Source organism: Staphylococcus equorum, assembly GCF_029531845.1.
Taxonomy (GTDB): domain Bacteria; phylum Bacillota; class Bacilli; order Staphylococcales; family Staphylococcaceae; genus Staphylococcus; species Staphylococcus equorum_C.
On the sequence record NZ_JAMBPV010000007.1, the window covers coordinates 109,930 to 126,212 of the forward strand.

Genomic DNA, 16,283 nt, shown 5'->3' on the forward strand with positions numbered 1-16,283 from the left:
AAAGGTAGGTCACTCAGGTTATGACACAAATGCAACAAACGATCTTAGATGCGTTTAATTTTAGACATGCAACAAAACGTTTTGACGCAAGTAAAAAAATAGAAGACGGTGATTTTAATACTATTTTAGAAGCGGGTAGACTTTCACCAAGCTCACTTGGATTAGAGCCTTGGAAATTCATTGTGATTCAAAACAGTGAGATTAGAAACAAATTGAAAGAAATCAGTTGGGGAGCAAAAGGCCAGCTAGATACAGCAAGTCATTTTGTATTAATCCTAGCACGCAAAAATGTAACAGCTAAATCACCATTCGTTCAACATATGATACGTGATATTAAAAAATATAGTGAAGAAAGTATTCCGGCAACAGAAGAAAAATTTGAAAATTTCCAAACGAGTTTTCATATTAATGACACTGAACAAACATTGTTAGAATGGGCTAAGAAACAAACATATATTGCACTTGGTAATATGATGACGAGTGCAGCATTGTTAAACATTGATTCTTGTCCTATAGAAGGTTTTGATTTGGATGCGGTCACTCAATTCTTAGATGAAGAAGGTATTGCAGATACAGAACACTTTGCACCTTCCGTAATGGCTGCTTTTGGTTATAGAGAAACAGAATCGAAAGACAAAGTACGTCAGCCTCAATCAGATGTTGTAGAGTGGTTATAATAAATTAACTAAGTTTAAGACTAAAGGGAGCATATCATTGATATGCTCCCTTTAGTCTGTCTAATTTATCAGGACCTAGTTGGTAGTGATATGTGCATGCTTTCCGCGAACACAACCTCAGCCTGTAGTCTTCGGCTTGTGTTATTCTCGCAGGAGTCAGCACAAATTACTACATATATTTAAAAGCTTATAATGAAATTAACGCAACGAGTTATAGTTCTTGGCCATTTGTATTAATTAAGTGTTTATACCATTCAAATGAGTCTTTTTTAATACGTTTTTTGCTACCTTTACCGTAATCATCTTGATCAACATAGATAAAACCGTAACGTTTTGTCATTTCACTTGTAGACATAGAAATTAAGTCGATTGGTCCCCAAGCAAGATAGCCCATTAAATCCACGCCGTCTTGAACTGCTTTTTTTGCTTCTGCAATATGCTTTTCAAGGTAATCAATACGATAGTTATCATGGATTTGCCCGTTGTCAACGATGTCTTTGGCGCCTAAACCATTTTCAACAATAAATAAGGGTTTTTTATATCTGTCCCATAATTCATTTAAGACTATTCTTAATCCAATAGGGTCAATTTGCCATCCCCAGTCTGAAGCTTCAAGATATGGATTTTTAAGGCTATTCATTAAATTACCTTGTGTTGTTTCTCCTTCAGGAGAAGTCGAAGATAATAGAGACATATAGTAACTAAACGAGATATAGTCCACAGTATATTGCTTAATGATTGCTAAATCTGAATCTGTAATGTCCAAAGTAATATCATTATCCGCTAGGAATTTTTTGTAAAAATTAGGGTATTCACCTAGTGCGTGGACATCTGTATACATTAAATTCATTTGATCTTCATGTTGTGCTTTCAATACATCTTCTGGATTACATGTATAAGGATAATGTTTCATACGTGCGAGCATACAACCCATTTGAGCATTTGGTATAATTTGTTTTAATTTTTTAGTTGCTAATGAAGAAGCGACGAATTGATGATGTAATGCTTGGTATGAAGCTTTTAAAGGGTTTGCTTTTCTATCAGAAATAATACCACCACCTGTATAAGGTGAAATGTTAATAATATTAATTTCATTAAAAGTCATCCAATATTTCACTTTATCTTTGTAACGTGTGAATACAGTTTCTGCATAGTGAACAAAATGGTCAATAACGTTTCTGTCAACCCAACCGTTATATTTTTCAGTTAAACCGAATGGGGTTTCGTAGTGACTCAAAGTGACTACAGGTTCAATATTATATGATAATAAAGTATCAAATACATCATCATAAAAAGCAAGACCTGCTTCATTAGGTTCTTCTTCAAACCCTTTAGGAAATATGCGAGACCAATGTATAGACATTCTAAATGCTTTAAAACCCATTTCTGCAAATAGTTTTATATCTTCTTTGTAAGTATGATAAAAGTCTATACCATCACGTTTTGGAAAACGGCCTTCATATTCTCCAGATAAAATAGCTTTGATTTTTTCGGAAGTCATCTCCATATTATTATCGCCTGTTCGTTGTTCTTTAGGTACATACTCAACGAAATCAGCCGCCGACATTCCTTTACCATCATAATCATACGCACCTTCAATTTGATTGGCAGCAGTTGCGCCGCCCCATAAAAATGAATCTTTAAATCCATGTAACATTGTCATAATGCATCCTCCTAAAATTTATTTAATAAGTTAACTTTTCTCCATTACTTTGAATTACTTGTTTGTACCAGTAAAATGAATCTTTACGACTACGATTTAAACTACCATTACCTTTGTTATCGCGATCAACATATATAAAGCCATAACGTTTTTTCATTTCACCACTTCCTGCAGAAACGATGTCGATACATCCCCATGAAGTATAACCAATTAATGGCACACCATCTTTGACTGCTTCAGTCATTTGTTCGAGATGTTCACTTAAGTATTTAATACGATACGTATCGTGTATCGAACCATCTTCATTGATCTCATCCATTTCACCCAGACCATTTTCTACAATAAATAGTGGTTTTTGATAACGATCATAGATTTGGTTCATCGTAACTCTTAAGCCGACAGGATCAATTTGCCAACCCCAATTTGATGCTTCTAGGTAAGGGTTTTTAAGTGAAGCAAAAGCATTGCCTGCCGCTTTGTTTTTGTTGATAGCGTCATCGCCACTTTCGAGTCTACTGGAATAGTATGAAAAAGAAATATAATCTACAGTGTTTTGTTTTAATATTTCGTCATCACCAAGTTCTTTTTTAATAGACACACCCAAGTCCTTGAACATACGTTTACTATAATTTGGATATTCTCCACGTGATTGAATGTCGATAAATATATATTGTTCTCTGTTTTTTGCTAAAGCAGCCATCACATCATTGGGATGAGAAGTGTTTGGATAGACATCTCCAGCAGCCAACATACAACCAATTTGATTATTTTTATCAATTTCTTTCGCGACTTTGGTTGCTAGACTTGAAGCAACAAGTTGATGATGTGCTGCTTGATACATCACTTGGTTCTTATTATCAGTATCTTCAATAATTAAACCGCCACCAATATATGGGATGTGAAGAATCATATTGATTTCATTATGTGTAATCCAATATTTTACGCGATGACTATATCTTTCAAAAAGAACTGTTGCATAATTCATAAAGAAATCTATAGTCTTACGGTTATACCAGCCACCATAATGTTTTGCTAAATAATAAGGTGTGTCGAAATGATTTATCGTAACGATAGGTTCAATGCCGTACTTTTCTAATGTATCAAACAGACCATCATAAAATGCTAGACCTGCTTCGTTAGGTTCTGTTTCGTCTCCATTCGGAAAAATTCTAGGCCAAGAGATGGAAAAGCGTAATGCTTTAAATCCCATTTCTGCAAAGAGTTTTATATCTTCTTCGTAACGATGATAGAAGTCGATTGATTGATGACTAGGATAATAATCAAAGTCCTGGTTTAAAGCTTTTGAGGGATTGAATAATGGTTCTTTGCGTGTCTCACCTGCAGGTAAGAGATCTACTAAACTTAATCCTTTACCATCTTTGTCATAAGCACCTTCAGCTTGGTTGGCTGCGATAGCGCCGCCCCATAAAAAACTTTTATTTAACACTGACATAAATAAACCTCCTTAAATTAGTAAATTACTGAAATTAATGGATCTTTTTGTATAATACTGTCTTTATCTTCTATGACAACATCTTTAGTTTCGTTAGTATTTGTTACTACTATCATAATTGTGTCATCAAATGATTCATCACGAATAACTTCTGAATCAAATTCGATTAAAGGTTGTCCTGTTGTAACCGAGTCACCTTGTGCTACAAGAGGATTAAATCCTTTGCCGTTTAATTTCACTGTATCGATGCCAATATGAATGAGTACTTCTGTGCCATTAGAAGATTTTAAACCAATCGCATGTCCAGTAGGGAAGAGACTTTCTATTTTGGCATCAAATGGTGCAACTACTGAATTGGAAGAGGGTTTGATTGCAACTCCTTTACCCATAGCAAGAGAAGCAAAGACAGGATCATCAACACGTTCTAATAGCAATGTTTCGCCAGATATAGGTGCAACGATAAAATCGTCTTCTTTTACATTTTCGGTTTGTATTGCTTTGTTTGTATCTAAAGTATCATTATCTTTATTATTCGTCTGTTCTGATTCAGGAGCGGTAGTTTGAACATCTTTTTCATTTTTGTCTGTATGGAAAATATAACCAACGATAAGTCCTACAATGGTAGCTAAAATGGTAGCTAATATTGCTAACCAGAATGCTGAATTTAATCCTGTATCACCAATGAAAGCTGTGTAACCAAAAATACCTAATCCTCCCATAAAGAATAGTTTTGTACCAGCTAGGCCTATGAATGCACCAAAGAGACCGCCAATAATACAACTATAAATAAACATTTTTTTACGCGGTAATGTTATACCATAAATTGAAGGCTCGGTTACACCGAAAATACCAGAAATTGCAGCAGGTAGTGATAAAGATTTTAACTTTGTATTTTTAGTTTTAAAGAATATACCTAAGACAATACCTGTTTGCGCAAATGACGCTGCAAAAATAAGAGGATAAATAATGTCGTAGCCTGAAGTTGAAATATTATTTATCATAATTGCTACAAGACCCCAATGTAGGCCAAAAATTACAAATACTTGCCAGAATGCACCTAATAATAGGCCTGCTAATATTGGACTTAATCCATAAATGCCGATTGCGCCACTGCCTATCCAATTGGCAATCCAAGAAGAGATAGGACCTATAATTAAGAATGTTAATGGCACTACAATTAATAGCGTGAAAAATGGTACAAAGAATGTTTTAATTACATCTGGAATAATGACTTTTAATTTTCTTTCAAGAATACTTGCAAAGTAAACTGCGATAATAATAGGTATCACACTAGAAGTATAAGTCATTGAAATGACTGGGACGCCTATGAATGTTAAATTTGATTGAACTTCAAAAATCGTGCCAGCGAAAAGGGTGGTCGCCCCTTTAGCACCCATTGCCATAGCGCCTACAAGCGTAGGATAGACGAGTGAAGCACCGATAGCCATACCTATAAAATGGTTGGAGCCAAATTTTTTGGCTGCTGTTAAGCCTAAGAATAATGGGAAGAAGTAAAATAACGCGTCACCGATAGCGAATAGTATTTGATAAGTACCTGACTGTTCGGAAATCCATCCTAATGCTAAGAATAGTGCAGCAAATCCTTTAATCATACCAGCTGCAGCTAATACTCCTAATATAGGTTGGAAAATACCAGAAATTAAATCAATAAAGCGATTTAATAAACTACCTGTGCTTTTCTCATGCGATGTAGCAGTATCGTCATCATTTAAATTTGCTACTTTATTGACTGCATCATAAACATCTGACACATGATTTCCAATTACTACTTGATACTGTCCTCCAGATTGCATAACTGTCACGATTTCTTCGTTATTTTTTAAGTATTCAGTATCTGCTTGTTCTTCATCTTTTAATTTAAAACGAAGACGGGTAATACAATGTGTTAAAGAATTGATATTTTCAACGCCACCAACTTTATCAACGATATCTTTAGCTAATCCTTCATATTTCATAACAAATTCACCTCAATTTTTATAATCATCTATTAAGTTAAGAATGAGCAGCATAAAAGTGTGTGAAAGATGTTTTGTATTTCTTGTGGCCACAAAAGAAATGGTTGCATCTAGTAACATTACTTTAAAAACGCTTAACAATAATAGAAAAACAAAAAACCCAGAATAATACACATACGTCACCCTAAGGTTTCGAAATGTATTACTCTGGGTTTTGCCTACTTAAAGTTACAACCCCAAACGTCGATAATGACGTCTAAAGTAACAATATATAAGATTGGATATAGTATAGCGCTTACATATTTAAATGTCAACGCTTTCATTTTATTTTAATAATCTGGCTATATGCAATATAAGGTATACACGCTCATCATTAGATAATTTGTGGTTGTAATGTTTTTGAAGAAAATCAGAAATTTTATCGACACAGGCATCTGATTTGCTATGCTTTTGTTGTAATACATGTAATAACGATTCATCAGTAACTTCATTTAATGCTTCATGGTTGATTAATCTTTGACTAAAGAATTTAAGGTGTGTCATAAATCTAGAATAATTAAGTTCATCTTCGGTCATATGCAAATTGAAATGATAGCGTACAATATCAAGAATACTTTTAGTGATTTTTGTAATTTCATAAATATTAGCTATGTTTTCATCCATACTAGCATTTACAATATGCATTGCTATAAAACCAGCTTCATCTTTAGGAAGACATACATTAAAACGTTGGTTGATATCTTCAATCGCTTTTAGTCCTAAATTAAATTCTTGAGGATATAATCGATTAATTTCGTATAGTAAAGGGTTTTTAATGTTGTGACCCTCATGTGTACGTTTAATAGCATAATCAATATGATCCGTAAGAGAAAGGTATATTGATTCTGAAATGGGTTTCTCATATAAATTATTAGCTTCTACGATGATATCTTGAGTAGTCATTAATACATCCTGATCAATTTCATTGAGCAATGTAAGCATACGTTCTTGTTCGTTACTCGTAAGTATAAAAACTTTGTCTATTTTATCTTTATCTAGGTTTTGCCCATTTTGTTTCCCAAAAGCAATGCCTTTGCCCATTACAATACGTTCTACATGATTGATATTAGAAATAACAACATTATTGTTAAGTATTTTAGTGATTTTCATAGTAAATAACATCCCTTGTTTATTAACTAATTAATAAAAATAAATTTATATATTAAATATAGAGGAGGTAGTAATCATAAGTCAAAAGAAAGATGAAATTTAAAATAACATTATAGTATTTAAACTAAATGATTAAAACGGACTTGAAGGCAATTCAAGTCTGTAAATTATATGATTATTCATTTTTATCAGCTACAAGTAAAGCATCGCTGTGTATCGCAATTTCAAAACCTTCTGGTCCGATAAATTGTTCAGAAGTTGCATTAGGTTTGTATATATCTACATGTGATAAACCGAAACTTGTGTCGTTATCTTGACGTATTGTATTGGATTGCCATACGTTTGCTGCGATATGGTGGTGGTATTGGTTGGTAGACATGAATAGCGCTTGCGGGTAATCGGAAATATGCTCTAACCCTAATTGATCAATATAATAATGACGCGCTTGTTCTAAGTCTGCAGTTTTTAAATGTAAATGTCCTATTTTTGCATCATCAGGCATACCTTGCCAACCTGTTTCAGTGCGTTGTGCTACAAGGTCATTGACATCAACTTGTAGCGTATCCATTTTTACTTTATTGCCATCCCACACCCATCCATCTTTTGAGCGGTCATCGTAGATTTCAATCCCGTTGCCTTCAGGATCTGAAAGATATAAAGCCTCGCTGACAAGGTGGTCGCCTCCGCCAACTTGAATGCCTAAGCTTGATGTGTGATATAAGAAATTAGCTAAATCTATTCTAGATGGCAATAGAAGGGCAATATGGAAGAGTCCGGCTTCCCTCATAGAAGGGCGACGGCCATCAGTGATTTCGTGTAAAGTTAAAGTGTGGCCTTGGTCGCCTATATTAAATATAACGTTGCCTTGTGTCTCAGTGTTAACGGTTAAGCCTAAAATTTGTTTATAAAATTTAATCATTGTCGATATATTTTCAACATTTAAAGTGATATTCGTTACTTGGATTGATGTATTATCGTGAAAAGTCATAAAAAAGCTCCTTAACATTACTTGTATTTATTATTGTTACAAGTATGAGTTTAGAGTATCTTACTTTATAAGTCAACAAAATTTGCTTGAATGTATAAAGGGGATTTTAAAGTGATTTATTGTTTGAGTTTCAGTATTCGGTTATATTAAGGTTAAATGAAAAAAGTTAACGGATAGGAGTTTTGAAAATGGCACATTATTATTTTAAAGAAAATTTTTTCAGTGCTTCAAAATCAACAATTGATGTGTTTAATGATAAGGATGAAGCGGTATTTAAGTTACAGTTATTTTATACTTCATCGACCCAAGAGGCTTTTGCAATGTTTGGCAATAACAAGCAAAACTTTGAGATTACAGATGGCAAAGATACGTATCGTATTCTTCAGGAAAAAACCATAAGCGGGGCGTTTAAAACGCCATTTAAAACAGTATGGCAAGTAGAAAAAAACGACAATACAATAGGTGTCTTTCGTTCGAAAATAGGCTTTAAACCAACATTGCTTTTTGAAGGGAATAAAGGCGACACATTAAAATTTCAATCAGGGCTTTTTTCTAGAAGTGTAAAAGTGACAGATGGACATGATGAATTAATGCAAACAAAATCTGAACGCTTTAAATTAGCATCACGTCATGATGTATATATTGAGGGTGAAACGTATCACCCAGCAATGTTAATTATGTTGTTCCAAGTCTTTTATGAATTTCAAGAACAACAGCGAAAAAACTCGAATTAGAGCTTATTATATTTATACCGACAGTGATTTTCATTGCCGGTATTTTTATATGTCTTTTGAGTATTTAATAATGTAAAAATATCTATATATTTACATATATCAACTTATGGTAAACTATAGAGATAGTGTAATTAACGTGATTTTGGGGGTGAGTATTTGAAAGTATTTTGGAAATTAGGATGGTTTTTTAAGCAACAAAAAGCGAGTTATATTGTTGGTTTATTTACGTTGTTATTAATCGCATTAATTGAAATTGTACCGCCTCAAATCATAGGTAAAACAATAGATCAAATGACAACGAATAAGTTAACCCCTAAATTACTAATAATATATCTGGTTATCCTGACTACAGTAGCGATATTAACGTATGTTTTAAGATATGTATGGAGATTATCTATTTTTGGAACGAGTCAAAAATTAGGACAGACCTTGAGAACCTATTTGTATGAGAAATACACAGCTATGAGTGCGATATTTTTCCAGAATAGACGTACGGGTGATTTAATGGCACATGCAACTAACGATATTAGAGCAGTGCAAAATGCCGCAGGTGCGGGTATTCTAATGATTGCTGATTCACTAATTAGTGGTGGTACTGTTGTGATTACTATGGCTACGACAGTAAGTTGGAAATTGACTTTAATTGCGCTCATTCCATTACCTTTTATGGTGTTATTAACAAGTTACTATGGGTCACTTTTGAGTAAAGGGTTTAAAAAAGCGCAAGCGGCATTTAGTAAATTGAATGATAAAACGCAGGAAAGTGTTGCAGGTATTAAAGTGACTAAAACATTTGGTTATGAAACAAGCGACCAAGCAGATTTCCAAGCACTCAGTGATGATGTTGTAGCGAAAAATTTAAAAGTATCGAAAATAGACGCCTTATTTGATCCTACGATAACATTGGTAATTGGTACAAGCTATTTTTTAGCAATTGCATTTGGTGCACAAATGGTATTTCAAAATGAGATTACGGTAGGGCAACTTATCACCTTTACTACTTATTTAGGTATGCTCGTATGGCCGTTATTAGCACTAGGGTTGTTTTTTAATATTGTGCAGAGAGCTAAAGCTTCATATGAACGTATTGATGAAATTGAAAAACTTCCGAATGATATAGATGCCACCTATAAAATTGATGGACCTCCAACTGGAGATATCGAATTTAATATAGAACAGTTTAATTTCCCAGGTAATGATGAACAAGGGCTTTATGATATTCATTTTGTAGTTAAACAGGGATCGACGCTCGGCATTGTAGGACGTACGGGTTCTGGAAAAAGTACATTAATACGGTTACTATTGAGAGAATTTGATACTAAAAGACCGCAAGATATCAGTTATGGGGGCTACCCAATACGAGACTATAATGTGAAGCATTTAAGAGCTCAATTTGGCTATGTGCCACAAGAACACTTCTTATTCTCTACTACAATCCGTAACAACATCGCATTTAGTAATGAAGAAATTGATGATGACAGCATTTATGAAGCAAGCCGCTTAAGTTATATTCATGACGATATTATGGATTTCCCCAATAGCTATCATACTGTAGTTGGTGAACGTGGTGTTTCTTTATCTGGCGGTCAAAAGCAACGTGTGTCAATTGCACGGGCGTTATTAGTAGACCCAGAAATCCTTATCTTAGATGATTCATTATCAGCTGTGGATGCGCAGACAGAAGAAGCTATTTTGGCTAATTTAGAAAGCGTTAGAAACGGTCAAACAAATATCATTACTGCACATCGCATGAGCGCTGTAAAACATGCAGACTTCATTATTGTGTTGGATGAAGGGACAATCGTTGAAAGTGGCACCCACACTTCACTAATTGAGCAAAAGGGTTGGTATAATGAAACGTATCAAGCCCAAGCTTTACAAGATAAGTTATCACGTAATTTAGATGATCTTACGAAAGGGGGCGATGAAAATGACTGAACGTACTAACTTAACTGCAAAGGACCAAGGGAGTGCATTAATTCGGTTGTTTAAATATACGCTTCCCTATAAGAGTACGATTGCGTTAGCCTTTATCATGCTTATATTATCTACTGTTGCAAGTATGATGACGCCATATATGGTTAAGATATTTATCGATGATTATTTAACGCCACGCCATTTTCCAAAAGATACTATGATTTGGTTGGTTGTTATATTTCTAGGTATACAAATCATAGGTGCTATCACACTTTATTTCAGTCAGTATATGTTCCAATATTTAGCTTTTAAGGTAATCCAACAATTGCGTATTGATGCTTTTAACAAATTAGGTAAATTAGGGATGAAGTATTTCGATAAAGTCCCTGGAGGCAGTATTGTATCAAGATTGACGAATGATACAGAAACAATTGTGGATATGATCATTGGTGTGTTTTCAACTTTTATCATGGCATTTTTTATGATGATTGCAAGTTACATTATGATGTTTATTTTGGACGTAAAATTAGCATTAATTGCACTTGTGTTTTTACCTATTATTTTTATAATATTAGCGACGTATAGAAAATATTCTGCCTTCCTTTTTACAAAAACAAGACAAAGGTTATCTGATTTGAATTCTAAATTAGCAGAAACTATTGAGGGTATGAGAATTATTCAAGCATTTAATCAAGAGCAACGATTAAACAAAGAGTTTAACAAGATTAATGATGAACATTATGACTATATGTTGAAAACAGTAAAACTTGATAGTTTATTATTACGTCCTGCGATCAGTTCTATATCGGTTTTTGCAGTAGTTATGATTCTTGGGTATTTTGGTGTTATTAGTTTTACTACTGGTACCACTGCTGGTGTTGTATTTGCGTTTGTACAATATATGGAACGCTTCTTTGAACCTATTAATCAAGTGAGCCAGAATTTAAATATCTTACAACAAGCACTCGTATCAGCTAGCAGAGTATTTGCACTTATTGATGATGACACATATGAACCACAACAATATGAGCTCAATACACACAAAATTGAAGAAGGGAAAATTGCATTTAAACATGTCAGCTTTAGTTATGATGGTGAAACAGATGTGTTGAAAGATATTACTTTCACTGCCAATCCAGGTGAGATGATAGCATTGGTTGGCCATACCGGCTCTGGAAAGAGTTCTATCATTAATTTATTTATGCGTTTTTATGAATTTAATCGTGGTGACATAGAAGTGGACGGCAATTCACTTAAGAGCATACCTAAGTCTGAATTAAAAGCGAAGATAGGTTTAGTCTTACAAGATGCATTTATATTTTACGGTACGATTACATCTAATATTAAGTTGTACCATCCTAAGATGACATTTGAACAAGTAAAAGCTGCAGCAGAATTTGTACATGCTAATCATTTTATTGAAAAACTGCCTGATCAATATAATCATAAAGTGATAGAAAAAGGGAGTGCCTTTTCTAGTGGTGAAAGACAATTAATTGCATTCGCTAGAACCATTGCTACGAACCCTAAAATATTAATTTTAGATGAAGCAACTGCAAATATAGATTCAGAAACAGAAGAACAAATACAAGAATCATTAAATGAAATGCGTAAAGGTCGAACAACTTTAGCTATTGCACATAGATTATCTACAATACAAGATGCGGACCAAATTCTTGTATTAAACCGTGGAGAAATAGTAGAAAGTGGTACACATGATCAATTGATTGCGCAACATGGTATATATCATAATATGTATTTACTACAAAATGGATGAGAAAAGGGCGGTAATATGAAATCAAAATTTGATTTTATATTACCGCCCTATGAGGATAATCAAGAATACAAGAACTGAAGCGCTTGTATAAGAACTACTAGCCTTCATAAACGAAGAAGTAGTTCTTGAAAAGCTTGAAACAAGTATATTTAAATACCAGACAGCTACTGTGAAATATCTGATTTATATCTGAAATGCTTAACCTACATAAACATCTTGATAATCTGAATTTTTTTCAATTACTGCTTCAGCAAATGGACAAGATGCAGTCACTTTTAAATTATTATCGCGTGCATAATCTACCACTGCTTTAACTAATTTTGAACCAATGCCTTGTCCGCCAAATTCTTCTGGCACACCAGTGTGATCGATATCAATTTGGTTGTCACCTTGTTGTTTAAAAGTAATTTGCGCTTGTGGATTATTTTCGTCATCACCGATGTAAAATTTATTGGTACCTTGTTTAATATCAGCCATTTTTATCACTCCTATTATAAATGTATTACTTACTAAATATCACGTTTTGGCAAATGTTAAACAATTTACAGAATGAATTAATATAGAAGTGATAAAGTTAAGTATAGAAATATATAATGATTAAGCGAAAACCATTGAAATATATGTAAAATAAGTTTATAGTTTTAACGGAACAATTTCGATTTGGAGGAGCGTTTTTTTGAAAAAAAGTATACTGTTGATACTGACATGTGTATGCGCTGTGTTACTCAGTGCGTGCGGGGATATTAATAAAGAAGAAAAAAAAGACGTCAGTTCTAAAAATAAATTAAAAATATATACGACTGCATTTGCATTCAAAAGTTTTACCGAACAAATTGGTGGCAAGTATGTAGAAGCAGAATCTATTTATCCACCCGGTGCTGATATGCACTCATTTGAACCTACACAAAAAGAAATGATTAATATTGCTAAAGGTGATTTGTTTATTTATTCAAGTGAAGCTATGGATCCAGTCGCAAAAACAATTACGGGTTCTATCAATAATGATAATTTAAAATTGCCCCTAGCAAAAAATTTGAGCGAAGATGACTTTAACGCTAATCATGAACATGAAGAGAAAGCGCATGAACACGAGGAAGCAGGGCATGGCCATGAACATGAAGAAAAAGCGCATGAACACGAAGAAGCAGGGCATGGCCATGAACATGAAGAGAAAGCAGACGAACACGAAGGTCATGACCATGGTACTAATGACCCCCATGTGTGGCTTGACCCAGAGATGGACAAAACGTTTGCCAAAGAAATTAGAGATGATCTATCAAAAAAAGATCCTAAACACCAAGACTATTATGACAAAAATTATCGAAAATTGGTTAAAGATATTGAAGATATTGATGAGAAAATGAAATCAATTACTAAAGATACGAAACGCGATAAAGTAGTTATTTCACATGATTCTATCGGTTATTTAGCTAACAGATATGGTTTTGAACAAGTAGGCGTCAGTGGTATGAATAATGAAGAACCAAGTCAAAGAGATTTGATGGATATTGTTAAAAATATTAATGCTACGGGACAGCCCTACGTTTTATATGAACAAAATATTTCTTCTAAAGTAACGGATGTCATTCAGAAGGAATCTGATACGACACCATTAGGTTTCCATAATATGGCAACGCTGTCTAAATCTGAAGCGGATAAAGAAAATATTTCATATCAATCATTGATGAAAGAAAACATAAAATCATTAGATAAAGCTTTAAACGATTAAAATAAGTAAAGTTCAAAAGCCACGAAATAATGCTGTTTTACCGCATTACTTCGTGGCTTTTTTATATTAACATTGTTGAATGATATATTTAGTCATATCTTATATAAGATACAGTGGTATTATAATATTCATCAAGGCCATGAATGCCATCAGCGCCACCTATACCAGATTCTCTCCAACCTGCATGGAAACCATTCACGACTTCTTCCGCTTCACAGTTAGCATAAACTTCGCCAAATTTAAGTCGCTCTGTAGCTGTCATAATTTCTTTTAAATCTTCAGAAAAGATAAATGACGATAATCCAGCATTAGTATCGTTTGCTTGTTCGATAGCGTCTTCAAATTCACTATATGTCACAATGGGTATAACAGGACCGAAAATTTCTTCTTTAAACGCACTGTCATCTGGATCAACTTTATCTAAAATAGTTGGTTCATAAAAATAGCCAGCCCCATCAATTTTATGCCCACCAGTAATTAAGTTAGCACCATTTCTTACAGCATCTTGTACTTTGTCATCGATGCTGTCAAGCTGTTGCTGATTAATAATAGCACCATAGTCCGAGTCCTCTTTGAATGGATCGCCAACTTTAAGTTGTTCCATCTTAACTTTTAATTTATTGATAAATGTATCGTGAATTGCTTCGTGTACAAAAATACGTTCTGGACAGGTACACACTTGACCAGCATTGTTGACTCTTGCAGTAACGATATAGTCAACAGCTTTATCTAAATTAGCGTTTGCAGTGACGAGTGCAGGCGCATTACCACCAAGCTCTAAATTAACCTTTTTAACTGTATTAGCACTTTCAGCATAAACAGATTTACCCGCACGCATACTACCAGTGAGAGAGATTAATTGAATGTCAGGATGTTGTGCCAATTGAGTGCCAACCGTTTCGCCTTTACCTGGTAGGATTTGTACAAGGCCAGCAGGTATTGTAGATTCGCGAATAAGTTCTGCAAGTTTAAGTGTAATTAAAGAAGTTGCTTCACTAGGCTTAATCACTACGGAACATCCAGTAACGATGGCAGGTATGACTTTTCTCATTAATACCATGATTGGCGCGTTCCAAGGAACGATGCCAGCAGTAACACCAACGGGTTTTTTCGTAAGTAAAATAGTTTCGTTTTCACGACTATTTTGTAAAACCTCACCTTTGTTACTCATACTTAAGCTAGTCATATAATCGATGAACTGAATCGCTTTATCAATTTCACCCTTAGCTGATGCAAGTGTTTTACCTTGTTCTTTAACATATAATTCTGCCAATGTGTCCTTATTCTGTTCTAGTAATGGAATTAATAATTTTACGTGGTCAGCACGCGTGGGTTCCGGTACTTTTTCCCATTCTAACTGAGCGTGTTTCGATTTTTTTACTGCATCATTAACTTCTGATGCTGTTGCAAATGAAATGGTATCTATTATTTCTTCCGTAGCAGGGTTAATTACGTCTGCTGTGTCAGTTGATTTACTTTCGATAAATTCATTATTAATAAATAATTTGTTCAATTATGACACCTCCATATACTTCCTTCTACCACTGAATGTTTTTTGAAAACGAGAATGAGAGAAATAATAATATTTTGTATAATAATTAATGAGATATTTTAATTTACTTTTAGTCTCAAATAAGGCCATAAAATAGATGTTTTATTTATTTTGGTATATTTTTTATACTTATCTGTTGACTATGTTACTGAGAGGTGTTATATTTATCTCGAATTCGAAACAAATTGGAAGTTGGTGATGTAATGAACCGTACAAAAGAATCATTAAACGCATTCGTTGGCTTAAACAGAACAGTAGACTGTTTGGAACAAATTGTAAGAACAGACGTTCAACGTTACGGATTAAATGTTACAGAGTTTGCAGTAATGGAATTATTGTATAACAAAGGTGATCAACCGATACAACGTATTGGACAGAAAGTGTTAATTGCTAGTAGTAGCATCACGTATGTTGTAGATAAATTGGAAGAAAAAGGTTTTGTAATCAGAATACGTAATGAACAAGATAAACGTGTTACCAATGCTTCGCTTACCGATCAAGGACATGCATTGATGGACGATATATTTCCAAAACATGCAGCAACGTTAACATCAACGTTTTCGGTACTTACCGATGAAGAATTGACAACGTTACAACAAGCTTTGAAAAAAATAAGTGCTCAATCCACAGTAGTGTAGTAGCACTTTTAAATTTTATTTTAAAATACT

The 16,283-nt window shown here is 33.9% G+C and carries 13 protein-coding genes; 6 read left to right on the forward strand and 7 right to left on the reverse strand.

Going from position 1 to position 16,283, the window contains the following annotated elements; genetic code table 11:
- Positions 1 to 20: 20 nt before the first annotated feature.
- A complete protein-coding gene (locus M4L39_RS09950; RefSeq protein WP_277581875.1) occupies positions 21 to 677 on the forward strand; it encodes an NAD(P)H-dependent oxidoreductase in 657 nt (218 codons plus the stop codon).
- A 211-nt stretch (positions 678 to 888) separates the two neighbouring features.
- Here the strand turns inward: M4L39_RS09950 and M4L39_RS09955 are convergent, their stop codons facing one another.
- From M4L39_RS09955 to M4L39_RS09975, 5 genes are all read right to left on the reverse strand, one after another.
- Positions 889 to 2,340, reverse strand: coding sequence for a glycoside hydrolase family 1 protein (locus M4L39_RS09955; RefSeq protein WP_431197635.1), 1,452 nt, complete (start codon positions 2,338 to 2,340; stop codon positions 889 to 891).
- 22 nt (positions 2,341 to 2,362) lie between these two features.
- On the reverse strand, positions 2,363 to 3,793 hold the full coding sequence (locus tag M4L39_RS09960) for a 6-phospho-beta-glucosidase (protein ID WP_277581876.1): 1,431 nt from the start codon (positions 3,791 to 3,793) through the stop codon (positions 2,363 to 2,365).
- A 17-nt stretch (positions 3,794 to 3,810) separates the two neighbouring features.
- Entirely contained in the window at positions 3,811 to 5,769 is a 1,959-nt protein-coding gene (locus tag M4L39_RS09965; RefSeq protein ID WP_277581877.1) for a beta-glucoside-specific PTS transporter subunit IIABC, read from the reverse strand.
- Between the two features lie 324 nt (positions 5,770 to 6,093).
- The gene (gene licT, locus M4L39_RS09970; RefSeq protein WP_277581878.1) at positions 6,094 to 6,918 is read right to left on the reverse strand and encodes a BglG family transcription antiterminator LicT; all 825 of its coding nucleotides are present in this window, start codon (positions 6,916 to 6,918) and stop codon (positions 6,094 to 6,096) included.
- 175 nt (positions 6,919 to 7,093) lie between these two features.
- The gene (locus M4L39_RS09975; RefSeq protein ID WP_277581879.1) at positions 7,094 to 7,906 is read right to left on the reverse strand and encodes a VOC family protein; all 813 of its coding nucleotides are present in this window, start codon (positions 7,904 to 7,906) and stop codon (positions 7,094 to 7,096) included.
- Positions 7,907 to 8,094: 188 nt separating this feature from the next.
- Here M4L39_RS09975 and M4L39_RS09980 point away from each other — a divergent pair, with 188 nt between their 5' ends.
- The 3 genes from M4L39_RS09980 (at position 8,095) to M4L39_RS09990 (ending at position 12,334) form a co-directional block, all read left to right on the forward strand.
- Positions 8,095 to 8,640 carry a tubby C-terminal domain-like protein gene (locus tag M4L39_RS09980; protein WP_277581880.1) on the forward strand — a complete coding sequence of 182 codons (546 nt, stop codon included), beginning with the start codon at positions 8,095 to 8,097 and terminating at the stop codon, positions 8,638 to 8,640.
- A gap of 156 nt (positions 8,641 to 8,796) precedes the next feature.
- Positions 8,797 to 10,578: an ABC transporter ATP-binding protein gene (locus tag M4L39_RS09985; protein WP_277581881.1), complete on the forward strand. Its 1,782-nt coding sequence runs from the start codon at positions 8,797 to 8,799 to the stop codon at positions 10,576 to 10,578.
- Positions 10,571 to 12,334 carry an ABC transporter ATP-binding protein gene (locus M4L39_RS09990; RefSeq protein ID WP_277581882.1) on the forward strand — a complete coding sequence of 588 codons (1,764 nt, stop codon included), beginning with the start codon at positions 10,571 to 10,573 and terminating at the stop codon, positions 12,332 to 12,334. Before M4L39_RS09985 ends, M4L39_RS09990 begins: the two co-directional genes overlap by 8 nt.
- A gap of 198 nt (positions 12,335 to 12,532) precedes the next feature.
- On the opposite strand, the gene M4L39_RS09995 is transcribed toward M4L39_RS09990, so the two are convergent.
- Positions 12,533 to 12,811, reverse strand: a complete 279-nt coding sequence (locus M4L39_RS09995) for a GNAT family N-acetyltransferase (RefSeq protein ID WP_069817142.1) — start codon at positions 12,809 to 12,811, stop codon at positions 12,533 to 12,535.
- A gap of 199 nt (positions 12,812 to 13,010) precedes the next feature.
- Between M4L39_RS09995 and M4L39_RS10000 the strand changes: the two genes are divergently transcribed.
- Positions 13,011 to 14,063 (forward strand): metal ABC transporter solute-binding protein, Zn/Mn family, encoded by a 1,053-nt coding sequence (locus M4L39_RS10000; RefSeq protein WP_277581883.1) that lies wholly within the window; start codon positions 13,011 to 13,013, stop codon positions 14,061 to 14,063.
- An 88-nt stretch (positions 14,064 to 14,151) separates the two neighbouring features.
- On the opposite strand, the gene aldA is transcribed toward M4L39_RS10000, so the two are convergent.
- Positions 14,152 to 15,576 carry an aldehyde dehydrogenase gene (gene aldA / locus M4L39_RS10005; protein WP_277581884.1) on the reverse strand — a complete coding sequence of 475 codons (1,425 nt, stop codon included), beginning with the start codon at positions 15,574 to 15,576 and terminating at the stop codon, positions 14,152 to 14,154.
- A gap of 242 nt (positions 15,577 to 15,818) precedes the next feature.
- On the opposite strand from aldA, the gene M4L39_RS10010 reads away from it, so the two are divergent.
- The gene (locus tag M4L39_RS10010; protein ID WP_277581898.1) at positions 15,819 to 16,253 is read left to right on the forward strand and encodes a MarR family winged helix-turn-helix transcriptional regulator; all 435 of its coding nucleotides are present in this window, start codon (positions 15,819 to 15,821) and stop codon (positions 16,251 to 16,253) included.
- Positions 16,254 to 16,283 lie beyond the last annotated feature (30 nt).

Bases quoted from the DNA above. Each gene is read 5' to 3' on its own strand.
- M4L39_RS09980 (WP_277581880.1), top strand. From the start codon at position 8,095: ATGGCACATTATTATTTTAAAGAAAATTTTTTCAGTGCTTCAAAATCA.
- M4L39_RS09995 (WP_069817142.1), bottom strand. From the start codon at position 12,811: ATGGCTGATATTAAACAAGGTACCAATAAATTTTACATCGGTGATGAC.
- licT (WP_277581878.1), bottom strand. From the start codon at position 6,918: ATGAAAATCACTAAAATACTTAACAATAATGTTGTTATTTCTAATATC.
- M4L39_RS09955 (WP_431197635.1), bottom strand. From the start codon at position 2,340: ATGACAATGTTACATGGATTTAAAGATTCATTTTTATGGGGCGGCGCA.
- M4L39_RS09965 (WP_277581877.1), bottom strand. From the start codon at position 5,769: ATGAAATATGAAGGATTAGCTAAAGATATCGTTGATAAAGTTGGTGGC.
- M4L39_RS09975 (WP_277581879.1), bottom strand. From the start codon at position 7,906: ATGACTTTTCACGATAATACATCAATCCAAGTAACGAATATCACTTTA.
- M4L39_RS10010 (WP_277581898.1), top strand. From the start codon at position 15,819: ATGAACCGTACAAAAGAATCATTAAACGCATTCGTTGGCTTAAACAGA.
- M4L39_RS09950 (WP_277581875.1), top strand. From the start codon at position 21: ATGACACAAATGCAACAAACGATCTTAGATGCGTTTAATTTTAGACAT.
- M4L39_RS09990 (WP_277581882.1), top strand. From the start codon at position 10,571: ATGACTGAACGTACTAACTTAACTGCAAAGGACCAAGGGAGTGCATTA.
- M4L39_RS09960 (WP_277581876.1), bottom strand. From the start codon at position 3,793: ATGTCAGTGTTAAATAAAAGTTTTTTATGGGGCGGCGCTATCGCAGCC.